Raw genomic sequence first — 14,508 nt, forward strand, 5'->3', positions numbered from 1 at the left:
GTACTGCCGATGGTACTGCTGTCACAAGCGGGAGAGTAGGAAGGTGCCACCTGAATGAAATAAGTAAAAGGCCTGTCCAAATGGACAGGCCTTTTTGCGTTTGCTCACTTTTAAATGAGTAGACATGAACAATTACCCCTTTTCTTTATCTTAGCTACTCTTAGTCAACTTAATAAACCAATGGCTATCTTCAAACTGCAAATTAACGGTCGGGCTTATCAGGCCGATGTAGAATCAGACACCCCCCTTTTGTGGGTTCTGCGTGATAATCTCGGATTAGTTGGTACCAAATATGGCTGTGGCATTGCACAGTGTGGTGCCTGCACCGTGCATCTGAATGGTGAAGCCACTCGTTCCTGCGTTTTGCCTGTATCGGCAGTTGGAAAATCTAAGGTAACAACAATTGAGGGTTTATCCGCGAATGGAACCCACCCTGTTCAACTTGCCTGGGACAAAATAGACGTGCCTCAATGCGGTTATTGCCAGGCTGGTCAGATTATGACGGCTGCTGCATTACTCAAGCGAAACCCAAAGCCTTCTCAATCTGAAATCGACGATACCATGACGGCTAACCTCTGCCGGTGCGGAACGTATCACCGGATTCGTGAGGCCGTAAAAGTAGCTTCTGAAATGACCACAACTCCGTCTACTCCTTCTAAAACGTCAAAAACGAAATAGCCATGCAGACGTTAGCCAATACGAACCGAAGGAATTTTCTGAAAATAGCTGCTCTTACCGGAGGTGGACTAGTATTAAATTTTAACTGGACTGATGCTGAAGCATTAACATCACCCGATACTATAGCAGCAATCGCTCCTGCGGGTGCAGACTTTAATAGTTATCTATCCATAAGTCCACAAGGAATAATAACCATTCTGTCGCCAAATCCTGAGGTTGGACAAGGTATTAAAACGGCCTTTCCAATTATAGTAGCTGAAGAATTAGACGCAGACTGGACAAAGGTAGTTGTGGAGCAAGCTCCCCTCGATACGAAGAAATTTGAACGGCAGGTTGCCGGAGGAAGTGGGTCCATCCCGCATTCATGGAAACGTCTTCGTGTTGCTGGAGCGACCGCTCGTCAGATGTTGCTCGAAGCGGCTGCCAAACGCTGGAGCGTACCCGTTTCTGAATGCACAACTGCCAAAGGAATTGTTTGGCACAAGACTAGTAATCGTCAGTTAGGTTACGGCGAACTGGCTACAGAAGCTGCTCAACTGCCTGTTCCTGCTGATGTTAAGCTTAAAGAGATTAAAGATTTTAAGCTGATTGGCACGACAGTAAAGAACGTTGATAACCCGAAAATCATCACGGGCAAGCCGTTGTTTGGACTCGATTTTTACCGGGATGGTATGTTGTTTGCCATGATACAACGCCCTGCTTTTGGCTATAAGTTGAAGTCTCTGAATGCGTCAGCAGCCAAAGCTATGCCAGGTATTATCGATGTGGTAACATTCGATAATAACGTGGCTGTTGTTGGGAAATCGACCTGGCAGGTAAAAAAGGCGAAAGATGCGCTGAAAATTGACTGGGAGAAAGCCGATGCGCTGGAAAGTACGGCCGACCATAACAAGGTATTCAAAGAGATGCTCGACGGTTCAAATGCAACTGTTCGACGGAAAGATGGCGATGTTGACACGGCTTTTAAGAATGCAGCAAAAGTTGTTAAAGCCGAATATCAATGCCCGTTCCTGCCGCATAATCCGTTGGAGCCCATGAACTTCTTTGCGCATGTAAGACCTGACGGTGTCGAATTGGTTGGACCTACGCAAACCCCTGAATTGGCGCGAAATGAGACGGCTAAACTACTCGGTATTTCTCCTGACAAAGTTTCTGTTCAGCTTACTCGTATGGGAGGAGGATTTGGTCGACGGCTCAAGGCCGACTATGTGATCGAAGCTGTGCAGGTATCAAAATTGGTCAATGCTCCGGTTAAGTTGATCTGGTCTCGCGAGGATGATATGACTGGTGGTAGCTATCGTCCGGCTGTTCGTTATCGCTTCGAAGCCGCCCTGGATGCGCAAGGGAATATGATTGGCTACAAACTGCGCGGTGCAAGTATCAATGCTGGCAACGCAACGCGGGAGGATAACTTCCCCTCAGGAGCAGTTGACAATCTATTAATAGACAGTGTTGACCACAAGTCACCCATCACAACGGGTCCTTGGCGCGCGCCCATTACTAACTTCCTCGCATTTGCTGAGCAGGCATTTATTGATGAAGTGGCGCAGGCGGCTGGTAAAGATCCTGTACAATTCCGGCTGGAGCTACTGGACAAAGCTAAACAGAAACCGGTTGGCGCTATTAAATACGATATTGATCGAATGAAAGGCGTTATCGAATTAGCTGCTGAAAAATCGGGATGGGGTAAAAAGAAAGGCGCTGACGGGAAACTGCTAGCACAGGGCTTTAGTGTTTACTTCTCACACCGATCTTATGTTGCACAGGTAGGTGAAGTCGTTATGCAGAAAGGTAAACCTGTAGTACAGAAAGTCTATTCCGCGGCCGATTGCGGTGTCGTTATCAATCAAAGCGGCTCTCAGCAGCAAGTTCGTGGGTGCATTGTTGATGGTATTGGCCACGCCATGTACGGCAGCATGACATTCAAAGATGGGGTTCCGCAACAGAAGAATTTCAACGAATATCGACTTATTCGACTGAATGAAATACCCGAAATAGAGGTGCATTTCGTTCAGAATGAACTAGAACCTACCGGTTTAGGCGAGCCGTCTTTACCACCAGCGGGTGCAGCTGTTGCTAATGCTATTTACAAAGCTACAGGCAAACGGTTACGGAGCCAGCCATTTATTGAGCAGGAAGAATTCAAAGGCGTCTCGTAATTTTCGTCCATTTTGTGCCAGAGTAGCGTATAGTATTGTCCCGGATTACCTTTGGATTTCGGCGTTTAAATGACAGAGCTTTAAGTTTAATATGCTTATTGTTAATGTTTAACCACTAACCCATATGTATGCACGTGTCATTCAATTTCCATTAAAGCCTGACAGTATATCTGAAGCAGTTGACTATTTCAGAACGTCAGTAGGACCAGCGCTAAAAGAACTTGAGGGTTTTAAAAATAGCCGTATGCTGACTAACCCATCTACTAATCAAGGATTGATGGTAACAATCTGGGAATCAGAAGCACATCGACAGGCCGCTGAAACGAGTGGTTTTCTGCAAGGTATCCTTAAAAAAATGGGAGATTATTTCGCGGGGCCACCTACAATTGACTATTATGAAGTGAATGTGCAGGTAGCGTAAGTCAGTTACTTTTCCAGTCATAACAAAGCCCAGATTTAAAAACCTGGGCTTTGTTATGACTGGAAAAGATGGTTTACTGCATAGCAACAATACGTTCGCTTTTCTTGATTGGCGCGGTCTGTAACGTTACCTCTTTAATAATGCTACCTTCGCGTGAACTTAATTCAATTTCATACGTCCCATCAGCCAAATCATTGACATCTAGTTTAACCGCATAGGTTAACTCTTTTTTGCTGATATTCTTCCTGAATAGAACTTCATGACTTTTGTTGCTAAGTGTAAGCACAACAGTGGATTCTGCATTTTTCTTTACCGCTACCCGAATTTGATTGGTAGATGTTACAAATGCACTGGCATCAAAAGACAGGGCCTTAGGCGTAGTAGGATTGGTTAACGTAGAGGCACTCATTAGAAGGGTAGCTGCTACTTTGCTCATTAGTGTAATCATGGCTGTATTGTGTTTAGTGTTTTAAAAAGTGGTTGTTTACTGTTCGTACAAAGTAGTCCAAAGGACGTGCCAACTAATTATAGTATTGATATTCAGTGAATTGTGTTCGTGTGCCTATTTTGGCAATGTCCGTAACTGGACAATCTTCGTTCACTTACGGACATAAGTTATTCGTGCGGCTTGAATCAGTTGCGTACTCAGTATAAGGTGCTGGAATCATAGGCTAATTAAAGAAAGGATAATGATGCGTTTTGGTCAAAACTCAATTCTGAAGGGAAGATGAGTCTGGTTTAGGAGCTATAGTTATCCACGGTGTTTACTAGTGTTGAATTCGCTTTGACCGAATTCTGAACAACGGTAAACCTGGACTGTTGTAGTTGACATAAAAAGGTCAATGATATGAGCAGGGCTTTTCTTAAAAACGAATCTGCAGACGATCCAGTCGTTATTCCCGCGCGCGCACCCTTACCAGTAGGGTCAACCAATTATGTTACACCACGTGGTATTGCACTACTACTAGCTGAACGGGATGATCTGGAACGAGAACACGCACAGGTGCAAACCAGTGAACGGGATGAAACAGAACGTACCCGAGAATTAGCGTTACTGAATGGTCGTCTTGGGGCAATCAACCAGCGCATTGCTACGGCCAAAGTTGTAGCTAAACATGATCAAGCGCAGGACTCAGTAATTCGGTTTGGGGCCACTGTTACCTTTCGTACTTATCAGGTAAAAAACACCCAGATAGAACGAAAGCTGACCATTGTAGGTGTTGATGAAGCCGATGCAACGAATGGTCGAATTGCGTTTACTGCTCCAGTAGCACGACTACTGTTAGGTAAACATGTAGGTGAACGGATTGTACTCAAGACACTTCAAGGTGAGAATACAATGGAAATTATTGCGATTTCCTATGACGACTGAACTACATCAGGATTAGAAAATAACATCGTTAGTAAATATCCGTAAGAATCTTCTTTACTGACAGTGATTATTTACTGTCCTAAACCGGCACCAAGACAGATTCTCACAAACCAGTTTCGTTATTTTGTTGGCTAGAGGTTTGGTGAAAAACTCTAGCCATTGAGCGGAAACAGACTACCGACAGTATGATTGTGCCGCACCTATAACCAACCGCTAACCTGAATTCGCTGATAATTGATAGACCTTTGACTCAGGCGGAGTATTTTTGCTCCGCCTGATTTGTGAAAATTAGTCGTAAGATTCTAAAAACAATTATGTCAATACCTACTCAACCCATTCGGGTACTTGTTGTCGGATGCGGCAATATGGGCGCTTCCCACGCCATCGCTTATAAAACTATCGGCGGATTCGACATTTGTGGCATTGTCTCTACTGGTAACAGTAAAGTCGTTTTAAATGAACGTCTGGGTGGTGGATACACCCTGTACGATGATTATGCAACAGCATTAAAGGCAACACAACCCGATGCTGTTTGTATTTCAACCTACCCCGACACGCACGAAGCATTTGCCGTTATGGCTTTTGAACAGGGGTGCCATGTGTTTATGGAAAAACCCATTGCCGATACGGTTGAGGGTGCAAAGCGAGTTATGGCTGCGGCCCAGAAAGCTGGGAAAAAATTAGCGGTAGGGTATATTTTACGGCACCACCCCTCCTGGGAAAAGTTTGTTGAAGTGGCTCAGAGCTTAGGTAAACCGCTGGTGATGCGGATGAATCTCAATCAGCAAAGTCACGGTACAATGTGGACCGTTCACCGGAATCTAATGAAAAGCCTGAGTCCGATTGTTGATTGTGGCGTCCATTACATTGATGTCATGTGCCAGATGACTCGCTCCAAACCTTTACAAGTCAACGCAATTGGTGCGCGGCTCACCAACGATATTCCCGCTGGAAATTATAATTACGGTCAGCTACAGATCCGGTTTGAAGACGGGTCGGTGGGTTGGTACGAAGCCGGTTGGGGGCCGATGATGAGCGAAACGGCCTTCTTTGTGAAAGACGTAATTGGACCGGATGGATGCGTATCCATTGTCGCGAAAAACGCAGGAGGGACCGGAAAATCGGATAACGTGGATTCGCACACAAAAACGGAATCATTACGGGTGCATAAAGCCGCTCTGGATGCAAACGATCAGTTTGTTGAATCGGATACATGGATCGATATGCAGGATGAACCTGATCATCAGGAACTGTGTAACCGGGAGCAACGCTATTTCCAGAAAGCTATTCTGGAAAACCTTGACCTGACAGACCACATGCAGGACGCCGTTAATAGCCTGCAAATTGCCTTCGCCTGCGATGAGTCTGTGCGAACCGGTCAACCGGTGCTTTTGTGATTAGTGAAATAGTGGAGTATATGTAGTGAGAGAAAGTTGGTAGAGCATCTTACTACGTTTACTCACTGCACATACTCCACTCACTCCACTATTTCACAACTTACACATATCTCTCCGTGATGTGTCGGGCACGCTCGTCTGTTTCAACCAACAATGGATGGCGTGGCTGGCTGAGTGCGGTTTCCAATTCATCAATAGTGTCTTTAAAAAGCAGATTTACCGGAATTTCGTGAGATTCCAGTTTACTTTTTATATACATCAATGAGGGACGAACCGTACCAGAAGCGGCCAGTTCATTATACTGCTGTTTGGCGGCTACAAACTCTTCATCACTATTTCCGAACGAGATGACACGCTCAGGTAATGGATTCGCTTTGCGGTTGGCTAATTGGCCATCTAATTCTGCTAGCAGGTATTTAAGATGAAAGGTATCCTTGCCCGTGCGAATGCGTTCCCGTAGTGACTGGCGAATAAGATACGTAAGTGAATTAGCCAGATTCAAACCAATTTCAGCCATTTGCTTGAAAATCAGTGAAGAAGGTGACATGCCCGGAATTGTATTTGGGTCGTGGAGTAAAACATCTCCCGCGGGTGTCAGGAAGCCGTCAATACGAGCATATACATTGATGCCAAGCCGAGAGAATACATCTGCAACGGCTAATTGTATTTTACGATTGTTCTCTAGGGTTGTGCCGACTGGAATTCGCTTTTTGGTTGTATTGAGTTTATACTTCGATTCGAAATCAAAACTCGTTACGTTATAAATTTCGGTTGGAGGCAAAGCAATTGCAATCTGGTCGTCGTCCTGAATAACCCCACACGAAAATTCCTGGCCACTAATAAATTCCTCAAATAGTACTTCATCTTCAGCGTTCAGCGATGCCAGCGTAATAGGGGCAGCACCTTGTTTTGTTAACGCGTCCAGTTTGGTAACAAAGTCTTTTGGATGCTTAATGACTTCACCCGTTTGTTCAATCACGACAGGAAAACTAATTCCTGAATCCAGGCTGACCATTTTCTGCGCTAGTTCGTGCTTGTCTGATGGTGATAAATCAGCCCATTCACTTAGCTTGCTCCAGCCGTCAGGCTGAATGCTCATTGTGAAGAAGCACTGCTCAACCGACCGACAAAATTGCGTAAGGTCCGCTTCGCGCACGATGGCAACGCCAATAGAGGAGCCCTGATGCGGAGCTTTTATAACGATCGGTAAACCAAGGTGCTCTGTGAGTGATTTGAAAAACTGGGCTTTGTCACTCTGTTCGTAAGCATCGCGGCTGATGGTAGCCGTTTTTTTCTGTTGACCGTTCGCCAGCGCAATCAGTTCGTTTTGCAGAATTTTATTGATACCCACCGCCGATCCGACAAGACCAGGCCCCGTGTAGGGCATTTTATGCCATTCTAACAACCCCTGAATGGCACCGTCTTCGCAATCAGGGCCGTGCATGGCCAGGAACGCCAGATCGAAATGATCGCGGAACTGCTCAGGCCGTAATTCGGGTAAAGTTGCATTGAGGACATCCGCAGCAAGCGACTCATCATAGACCGAGAAACCGGACTCATCCTGAGGCAAGGCTTCGCGCAGTGAAGGCGACTGTAGAAAGTCGGGAGTAACGAGCCTAAATCGCCCACGCCCATCGACAAATACCAGCACCGGCTCAAACAAGCCTTTATCCAAATTTGCTAACGCCGTGCGGCCACCCGCAAACGACACCTCGCGCTCCCGCGCCGGACCACCGAAGAAAATGCCTATTTTCACTGAATTGAGGGATATTAAGACTGCAAAGAAACAAAAAAACGCCTGAATCGGCGTTCTAATGTTTGAGAAGTACAGGCAAGGTTTACTTAACCTTTACAATGGTTGCTCCTGATGGCAAGGGGCTCGGCTATTTTTAGCGTGGCAACAATCTGTTCTTTGGATACAGTTGGAAAATCATCTAAAAGTCATCCACTGAAATGCCAAGTTCCAAATGATCAAATAAGGATTGAACCGGCACCCGTGTTCCCTTAAACACGGGTGTTCCCCCCATCACCTTTGGACTTATTGATATAACATCAGGTAACATACCCGATTCGCTTAAAACGCAGGCGTAATATTGATCGCTTCTACTTTATTAATCTCGGGCACCGCTTTCAGGATGGCTTCTTCCAGGCCTCCTTTAAACGTCATGGCCGACATAGGACATGAGCCACAAGACCCCATCAATTCGAGCCGTACAGTTTTATCCTCAGTCACTTCCAGTACCTTAACATTACCACCATCGGCAGCCAAGTAGGGTCGCATACTGTCGAGTGCCCGTTCGATTTTTGTAATTAGTTGGTCGTTGGTAACTACCGTTTCCATTGAATAATTGATTTACGGTAAATTTATACTTTCTACGTTGTTTATGCAACCTGTACGCGCTCAGTACGGTCAATGGTTGCGTTGCGAATAGCAACCTGCTGTGCCAGTGCTTCAGCTACTGATTTGAAGGCTTCGCTCGCAATGGGTTCGCCTATGCTTATGGCTGGCCTGCCGTCGTCGCCCGCTTCACGAATGCTCTGGATGAGGGGTATTTGACCCAGCATTGGCACATCAAACTGATCGGCCAGAAGCTGCCCACCGCCTTTGCCAAAAATATAATACTTATGGTCAGGAAGTTCGGCAGGGGTAAAGTAGGACATATTTTCGATAACACCCAGAACAGGCACATTAATCTGTGGCTGACGGAACATTGATAAACCCTTTGTTGCATCGGCCAGGGCCACTTTCTGAGGTGTAGTTACAATGATGGCTCCTGTTACGGGAACCGTCTGCACCAAAGTAAGATGAATATCACCCGTTCCTGGAGGTAAGTCAATAAGTAGGTAATCTAATTCGCCCCAATCTGCATCCGAAAAAAACTGCTGCAACGCTCGACCGGCCATTGTGCCACGCCAGATAATCGCCTGACCGGGTGCTACTAACAAGCCCATCGACAGCATTTTAATCCCAAATTGCTGAACCGGCTCCATTCGGGTTTGTCCATCTACCTGGAAGATACGCGGTTGGATGTTCTCTGCGCCAAACATAGTAGGCATGGATGGGCCGTAAATGTCAGCATCGATAATACCCACTTTGGCTCCCGATTTATGGAGTGCAATGGCCAGATTGGCGGTAACGGTAGATTTACCAACACCACCTTTACCCGACGAAACAGCAATAATATTTTTCACACCTGGCAGGGTAGGGGCATTGGCTCGTGTGGAGGTCACGTCCGAGGTCATATCAACGGTAACCTGAATACTGGCGCCAATCTGCGTATGAATAGCATCTTCGCAACGTTTGCGAATGACCTCTTTCAAGGGACAGGCGGGTGTTGTAAGCACGACAGTAAAGCGAACGGAGTCAATACCTAGCGTGATATCTTTCACCATATTAAGCGTAACCAGGTCACGCTTTAAATCGGGTTCTTCAACGGTACTCAGCGCCCGCAGAACGGCTTCTTTAGATAATCGGTAATCAGACATTCGGGAGATGGAAAATGAATAATGAATAATGTAAAATGTAAAATGGCTCCTGTAGGATGGCTGTTACTCAAACCACGCTACATTGTTCGGAATGGGTAGCCCCAATTATCCATTATTCATTGTACATCATGCATTTTTCTAAACGACGATGTACCTCCGCCAGTTCCGTCGAAACGTCGATACAAGGTGATAGTGTTTCTAATTCGGCTACTAAGTTGACCAAAAATTGCCGATGAGCCAGGCTATTATCAGTATAAAGTGGGCGATGTGCCAGCGATCTACTGATTTGCGCCCATTTCGTTACGAAACTGCGAAGCTCAGGATCAAATGCACTTTCGGCAAACTTCCCGAAAATATAGTCATGTGCCTGCTTGTTCGGGTGAATCAGGTCGGCTTCGTAAAAGCGATAGTCGCGTAGGTCATCCATCATGAACTCAAAAGCCGGGAAATAGGTAATCCAGTCATTCCAGACGGCCAATTCATGGGTTACTACACGGAGGATAGACTTACTGGCACTGTTGAGCGGTAACGTATCGCGTGTGTGCCGAACAGGACTTACGGTGAGCACCACTTTTAACTTCGCATTAACCTTATGCAGGGTTTTCAATAACCGCGTCAGATCATCACGGATGTGATCGATCTGGTATAGATATTTCTCAAATAGGGACCCTGGCAATTTGTGGCAGTTCGCGACAACCTTACCGGTTTGGATATGTCGGTATACCATTGCCGAACCAAGGGTAAGGAACAGGTAATCCGCCTTTCGTATAGCGTCAGCAGTTTGGCCTAAGCAAGCAGCTAATTTATCCCGAAGTTCGTTCTGGGTGGTGGCCCAGAGCGATGAATGAAAATCGTAGTGAAACCAAATCCCGTCCCGTTCACAGTAAAGATCCTCGTCGGGTGTGTTACCGCGCAGCGCCATCGTTAGCAGTTTCGCAATAGAAATTGGGTTGAATAGGGTACCGAACGGGTTGTTCAGCACCGTTAGTTTATTGTCGATTAATCGCTGCCCCATAACCTCGGCAAAACAAGAGCCAATCGTCACAATCTGGCTGTTTAAACCTATGCGGTAGGGGAGTGCTTCGGGCGAAAATTCTGTATGAAACTGCATAGTTTACTAACAAAAAAACGGGCTTTTTAGGTCCGTTTTTGAAGAAAAAATAAGGCAGTTAACTGATTGATTAGTAGGGGTAAATGTACTCCCTATACGTTCGAAAAAGGAGGCTTTTATATTGTGTTGATAAGGTAAACTTTAACAAAAAAAATCGACCAGCTTCGTTACTAAACGAACTGGTCGATTTGGTCTGAAATCGGGTAGCTTATTCAGCCGAAACGACTTCAAATTTCACTTTATGCTTCACATCTTTATGCAGGTCAATTGACGCTTCGTAGGTGCCAAGAACCTTCACATCTTCTACCGTAATTTTCTTCCGGTCGATGTCGAATCCTTTTGCACGGAGCGCATCAGCAACCTGTGTGTTGGTCACACGGCCAAAGATTTTGCCGCTATCACCTGCTTTTGCTGGAATCGTGAGCGTCATATCGCCGATACCATCTGCAATAGCCTGCGCATCGTTTTTCAGTTTTTCAGCTTTGTGAGCTGCCTGACGAATGTTTTCGGCAACGATCTTCTTGTTAGAATCGGTAGCCATTACTGCAAATCCCTGAGGAATCAGGTAATTGCGACCGTAACCGGGCTTCACCGCAACGGTGTCGTTCTTATAGCCCAGGCCGGCAATATCTGTTTTTAAAATGATATTCATTTGTGAGAGTCGGTAAGTCGATAAGTTAGTAAGCCAGTAAGTGATTGATGGGTCAGCCACTTATTGACTTATTGACTTAATGACTGATTAACTTATTTCAGTGAATCGCCTACGTAAGGCAGGATGGCTAAATGACGAGCGCGTTTGACGGCCTGGGCCACTTTGCGCTGGTTTTTAAGGGTCGTTCCGGTTAGCCGACGGGGCAGAATTTTACCCTGTTCGTTCAGCAGTTTCAACAGGAAGTTGCCGTCCTTATAGTCGATGTATTTGATACCGGCTTTCTTGAAGCGGTCGTATTTCTTGCGGTTCTCGGTTTTCGAGACAGATTCGTTTTGTAAGCTCATGATTACTTGGCCTCCCCGGCGTTTTCGGTTTGTTTTTTCTTACCCACTAAGCCATTGCGCTTACGGTCGTTGTAGGCAACAGCGTGCTTGTCAAGCGAAACCGTCAGGTGACGGATGATCCGCTCGTCACGGAGATACTCAGTGTTGAGCTTCTCGATGATCGTGCCGGGGGCCTTAAACTCGAAGAGTTGGTAGTAACCCGTGTTCTTGTGCTGAATCGGATAAGCCAGTTTACGCAGGCCCATGTTGTCTTCGTGAACAAGCTCCGCACCATTATCGGTTAGCACTTTACGGAACTTGTCAACGGTGTCCTTCATCTGAATATCAGATAAAACGGGAGTTAAAATGAACACCGTTTCGTAGTTATTGAGAAACATTTTTTTTGAATTGGTTTGAAATTAGGGCGCAAAGGTACGAAAAAAGGAGAAAGGAGAAAAGGGACGAAGGAGAAAAGGTAAAAAACTTTCAACCCCTTGTCTTTACCCTCTCGTCCTTCCTCCCTTTCCTCCTTTTATCCTTCTTTTCTTACTTTATCGTAAACTCGCCTTCTCCAATCCGGAAACCTTCGCAGTAGATTTCAATGGCATACTTGCCTTCATTGAATCGTTGGCCACCCCGTCCATAAAAGTAATCGACCCGCTGGCGGGTATTATCGAAGTTAAAGCGCTGCATGGCGGTGTAAATCATGCCCTGGCCATTATAGGTAAACTCGCCTGATCCGGTAGCCATATCAGACACAACCGCTCCATTGGGGTCCAGAATCCGCATGTAGAGTACTTTTTCATCCTGCTTAGCCAGGCCATTAGGGGCGAGCAAGACAGACACATGGATCTTATCCAGTTTTTTTGCTTTGTAAACGCCACCATCGCTTTCTTTGCCTTTGGCGTTGACCGAGTTGACCGTCACGGCTTCAGCTCGAAGCGCAGCGGCTATGGTGACTTTCTCCTCGAGTTCCTTATTTTTGGTGGAAACCGCCACTACTGAATCGCTGAGTGTTTGCCGCTCGGCCTTTAGACCACTGTTTTCCTGATTGAGAGATTCATTTTGTTGCGCCAGAACCCCATTTTCTTCTTTTAGGCGGGCAATTTCCTGATCTTTCTGGGCCAACAGTACCTGATAATTCCGAATCTTCTGGTCATATTTCTTACTATCGAACGAGCCGACATTCTTCAATTCTCGCTTGTCAACTTCCAACTGAGCTTTCACTTTCATCAGTGAGTCGATATTTCCTCCTAACTGTTGAATTTCGGCGATTTTGGCATCAAGCTGTGCCGAAATAGAGTCGAGCTTTGTTTTGGCAATCAGTACCTCTTCCGTTTTGGCTGCAATTGTTGCGTCTTTTGTTTTATTGTCCTGCCGTTCCTGATAATAGAAATATAGAAGGAGTACATTAAGCGCTGCCAGTATTAATAAGGCAGCCAATAAGTAGCTGCGACTGTTGTTATTGGATTGAGGTCGAGGTTCCATTGGTGTCATAAATTACGATAATGGGTTAATCATTGAGTCGTTAGCAAAACAACGTAGCAAATAGAATATTGTGCGTTCGTGATGTTTCCCATGATTTTTGGCCAAAAACTACGGGTTTCCGCTTAGTTCTCAAACCTATCTTTGCACAATAATACTAAACGGTTGCTTAAGACCACTATATTGGAAAGGATGATTGCTGAAACGATTCGCCAGATTGAGCGTTCATTAAATGGAAAGGCAAAATTAATTGCCGTAACCAAAACAAAACCCGTCGAGCTTCTACGTGAGGCTTATAACGCAGGGTGTCGGCGATTTGGCGAGAATAAAGTGCAGGAAATGGCTGATAAACAGCCACAACTGCCCGATGATGTGCAGTGGCATTTAATTGGGCATTTGCAGAGTAACAAGGTCAAATACATTGCCCCTTTTGTAGCCCTGATCCATTCGGTGGATAGTTTGAAGTTGTTGCAGGAGATCAACAAACAGGCTGCCAAGCACAATCGAGTCATTGATTGCCTATTGCAGATTTATATTGCCGATGAAGAAACCAAGTTCGGGCTTTCGCCAGCAGAGGCTGAACTAGTGCTCAATGCACCGGAATTGAACGATATGCATAATATACGTCTTATTGGTTTAATGGGGCTGGCTACCAATACGGATGATGAAGCGCAGGTTCGGCAGGAGTTTCGGGGGTTGAAACAACTCTTTGATAAACTAGCTCAACTTCGGCATCCTCAGATTCAGTTTCAGGAACTGTCTATGGGAATGAGTGGTGATTATCACATTGCCCTTGAAGAAGGCAGCACGATGGTTCGGGTAGGGAGCGCTATTTTTGGAAGCCGATCTTAATTTTTTGTCATGCTGACGAAGGAAGCATCTTCGGCTGAGGCCATATATATACCAGCTACCGAAGATGCTTCCTTCGTCAGCATGACAAAAATTAGATATGAAATTCTTTATTCAGGCAGGGGCAGTTCTGGGATTATTGGGCGTTGCCATAGGCGCGTTTGGGGCACATGCATTACGGGCCATGCTCGAATCATCAGGGCGGACTGCCACATTTGAAACAGCCGTTAAGTACCAGTTTTATCATGCGCTGGCTCTGTTGCTGGTGGGCTTATTAATGCACACCGTTGGGAGTAATGCCACAACTGTTAAATTGCTTAACTGGTCGGGTTATTCGATGTTAGGTGGCGTGATTGTTTTCTCTGGCTCACTATATATTTTATGTTTCACCGGTGTTACCTGGCTTGGCGCGATTACGCCATTGGGTGGCCTGGGTATGATTGCAGGCTGGGCACTGCTGTTGTGGGCATTTTTATAAGGAGGAAGGAGTAAAGGGACGAGGGAGAGAAAAGGTATTCGCCTTTCTCCCCCTCGTCCCTTTACTCCTTCCTCCCTTTTGTGTAACTTTGTTGTCT

At 45.8% G+C, this 14,508-nt stretch carries 17 protein-coding genes; 7 read left to right on the top strand and 10 right to left on the bottom strand.

The genetic code is table 11. The annotated features are described in order from the left end of the window. Positions 1-180: 180 nt before the first annotated feature. The 3 genes from ACYVGO_RS18850 to ACYVGO_RS18860 all read left to right on the top strand — a co-directional run bounded on the left by ACYVGO_RS18850 (position 181) and on the right by ACYVGO_RS18860 (position 3,258). Positions 181-678, top strand: coding sequence for a (2Fe-2S)-binding protein (locus ACYVGO_RS18850; protein ID WP_460970570.1), 498 nt, complete (start codon positions 181-183; stop codon positions 676-678). 2 nt (positions 679-680) lie between these two features. After that, positions 681-2,837, top strand: coding sequence for a xanthine dehydrogenase family protein molybdopterin-binding subunit (locus tag ACYVGO_RS18855; RefSeq protein ID WP_460970571.1), 2,157 nt, complete (start codon positions 681-683; stop codon positions 2,835-2,837). Between the two features lie 124 nt (positions 2,838-2,961). Then, the gene (locus ACYVGO_RS18860; RefSeq protein ID WP_460970572.1) at positions 2,962-3,258 is read left to right on the top strand and encodes an antibiotic biosynthesis monooxygenase family protein; all 297 of its coding nucleotides are present in this window, start codon (positions 2,962-2,964) and stop codon (positions 3,256-3,258) included. Positions 3,259-3,331: 73 nt separating this feature from the next. Here the strand turns inward: ACYVGO_RS18860 and ACYVGO_RS18865 are convergent, their stop codons facing one another. Then, positions 3,332-3,706, bottom strand: coding sequence for a hypothetical protein (locus tag ACYVGO_RS18865; protein WP_246859566.1), 375 nt, complete (start codon positions 3,704-3,706; stop codon positions 3,332-3,334). Between the two features lie 399 nt (positions 3,707-4,105). Between ACYVGO_RS18865 and ACYVGO_RS18870 the strand changes: the two genes are divergently transcribed. Continuing rightward, positions 4,106-4,630 (top strand): GreA/GreB family elongation factor, encoded by a 525-nt coding sequence (locus ACYVGO_RS18870; RefSeq protein WP_460970573.1) that lies wholly within the window; start codon positions 4,106-4,108, stop codon positions 4,628-4,630. A gap of 314 nt (positions 4,631-4,944) precedes the next feature. After that, positions 4,945-6,027, top strand: a complete 1,083-nt coding sequence (locus ACYVGO_RS18875) for a Gfo/Idh/MocA family oxidoreductase (protein WP_460970574.1) — start codon at positions 4,945-4,947, stop codon at positions 6,025-6,027. Between the two features lie 100 nt (positions 6,028-6,127). On the opposite strand, the gene ACYVGO_RS18880 is transcribed toward ACYVGO_RS18875, so the two are convergent. The 9 genes from ACYVGO_RS18880 to ACYVGO_RS18920 all read right to left on the bottom strand — a co-directional run bounded on the left by ACYVGO_RS18880 (position 6,128) and on the right by ACYVGO_RS18920 (position 13,087). Further along, positions 6,128-7,783 carry a D-alanine--D-alanine ligase family protein gene (locus ACYVGO_RS18880; RefSeq protein ID WP_460970575.1) on the bottom strand — a complete coding sequence of 552 codons (1,656 nt, stop codon included), beginning with the start codon at positions 7,781-7,783 and terminating at the stop codon, positions 6,128-6,130. A gap of 178 nt (positions 7,784-7,961) precedes the next feature. Continuing rightward, a complete protein-coding gene (locus ACYVGO_RS18885; protein WP_460970576.1) occupies positions 7,962-8,090 on the bottom strand; it encodes a DUF433 domain-containing protein in 129 nt (42 codons plus the stop codon). Between the two features lie 11 nt (positions 8,091-8,101). Further along, positions 8,102-8,368 (bottom strand): NifU family protein, encoded by a 267-nt coding sequence (locus ACYVGO_RS18890; RefSeq protein ID WP_142772929.1) that lies wholly within the window; start codon positions 8,366-8,368, stop codon positions 8,102-8,104. A gap of 41 nt (positions 8,369-8,409) precedes the next feature. Continuing rightward, on the bottom strand, positions 8,410-9,513 hold the full coding sequence (locus tag ACYVGO_RS18895) for an Mrp/NBP35 family ATP-binding protein (RefSeq protein ID WP_142772930.1): 1,104 nt from the start codon (positions 9,511-9,513) through the stop codon (positions 8,410-8,412). 112 nt (positions 9,514-9,625) lie between these two features. Then, positions 9,626-10,624, bottom strand: coding sequence for a GSCFA domain-containing protein (locus ACYVGO_RS18900; RefSeq protein WP_460970577.1), 999 nt, complete (start codon positions 10,622-10,624; stop codon positions 9,626-9,628). 208 nt (positions 10,625-10,832) lie between these two features. Then, on the bottom strand, positions 10,833-11,276 hold the full coding sequence (rplI, locus tag ACYVGO_RS18905) for a 50S ribosomal protein L9 (RefSeq protein ID WP_142772932.1): 444 nt from the start codon (positions 11,274-11,276) through the stop codon (positions 10,833-10,835). A gap of 92 nt (positions 11,277-11,368) precedes the next feature. After that, positions 11,369-11,620 (bottom strand): 30S ribosomal protein S18, encoded by a 252-nt coding sequence (rpsR, locus tag ACYVGO_RS18910; RefSeq protein WP_018620831.1) that lies wholly within the window; start codon positions 11,618-11,620, stop codon positions 11,369-11,371. 2 nt (positions 11,621-11,622) lie between these two features. Continuing rightward, a complete protein-coding gene (gene rpsF, locus ACYVGO_RS18915; RefSeq protein ID WP_142772933.1) occupies positions 11,623-11,997 on the bottom strand; it encodes a 30S ribosomal protein S6 in 375 nt (124 codons plus the stop codon). A gap of 148 nt (positions 11,998-12,145) precedes the next feature. After that, positions 12,146-13,087 (bottom strand): hypothetical protein, encoded by a 942-nt coding sequence (locus ACYVGO_RS18920; protein WP_142772934.1) that lies wholly within the window; start codon positions 13,085-13,087, stop codon positions 12,146-12,148. A 189-nt stretch (positions 13,088-13,276) separates the two neighbouring features. Here ACYVGO_RS18920 and ACYVGO_RS18925 point away from each other — a divergent pair, with 189 nt between their 5' ends. After that, complete coding sequence (locus ACYVGO_RS18925; protein WP_460970578.1) at positions 13,277-13,936, top strand: YggS family pyridoxal phosphate-dependent enzyme; 660 nt, start codon at positions 13,277-13,279, stop codon at positions 13,934-13,936. 97 nt (positions 13,937-14,033) lie between these two features. Next, on the top strand, positions 14,034-14,411 hold the full coding sequence (locus ACYVGO_RS18930) for a DUF423 domain-containing protein (protein WP_460970579.1): 378 nt from the start codon (positions 14,034-14,036) through the stop codon (positions 14,409-14,411). Positions 14,412-14,508 lie beyond the last annotated feature (97 nt).

The organism is Spirosoma migulaei, from assembly GCF_054776855.1.

Coding starts and splice junctions, on each gene's coding strand:
- rpsR (WP_018620831.1), bottom strand. CDS start 11,620: ATGAGCTTACAAAACGAATCTGTCTCGAAAACCGAGAACCGCAAGAAA.
- ACYVGO_RS18900 (WP_460970577.1), bottom strand. CDS start 10,624: ATGCAGTTTCATACAGAATTTTCGCCCGAAGCACTCCCCTACCGCATA.
- ACYVGO_RS18895 (WP_142772930.1), bottom strand. CDS start 9,513: ATGTCTGATTACCGATTATCTAAAGAAGCCGTTCTGCGGGCGCTGAGT.
- ACYVGO_RS18930 (WP_460970579.1), top strand. CDS start 14,034: ATGAAATTCTTTATTCAGGCAGGGGCAGTTCTGGGATTATTGGGCGTT.
- rplI (WP_142772932.1), bottom strand. CDS start 11,276: ATGAATATCATTTTAAAAACAGATATTGCCGGCCTGGGCTATAAGAAC.
- ACYVGO_RS18875 (WP_460970574.1), top strand. CDS start 4,945: ATGTCAATACCTACTCAACCCATTCGGGTACTTGTTGTCGGATGCGGC.
- ACYVGO_RS18870 (WP_460970573.1), top strand. CDS start 4,106: ATGAGCAGGGCTTTTCTTAAAAACGAATCTGCAGACGATCCAGTCGTT.
- ACYVGO_RS18850 (WP_460970570.1), top strand. CDS start 181: ATGGCTATCTTCAAACTGCAAATTAACGGTCGGGCTTATCAGGCCGAT.
- ACYVGO_RS18885 (WP_460970576.1), bottom strand. CDS start 8,090: ATGTTACCTGATGTTATATCAATAAGTCCAAAGGTGATGGGGGGAACA.
- ACYVGO_RS18865 (WP_246859566.1), bottom strand. CDS start 3,706: ATGATTACACTAATGAGCAAAGTAGCAGCTACCCTTCTAATGAGTGCC.
- ACYVGO_RS18855 (WP_460970571.1), top strand. CDS start 681: ATGCAGACGTTAGCCAATACGAACCGAAGGAATTTTCTGAAAATAGCT.
- rpsF (WP_142772933.1), bottom strand. CDS start 11,997: ATGTTTCTCAATAACTACGAAACGGTGTTCATTTTAACTCCCGTTTTA.
- ACYVGO_RS18890 (WP_142772929.1), bottom strand. CDS start 8,368: ATGGAAACGGTAGTTACCAACGACCAACTAATTACAAAAATCGAACGG.
- ACYVGO_RS18920 (WP_142772934.1), bottom strand. CDS start 13,087: ATGGAACCTCGACCTCAATCCAATAACAACAGTCGCAGCTACTTATTG.
- ACYVGO_RS18925 (WP_460970578.1), top strand. CDS start 13,277: ATGATTGCTGAAACGATTCGCCAGATTGAGCGTTCATTAAATGGAAAG.
- ACYVGO_RS18860 (WP_460970572.1), top strand. CDS start 2,962: ATGTATGCACGTGTCATTCAATTTCCATTAAAGCCTGACAGTATATCT.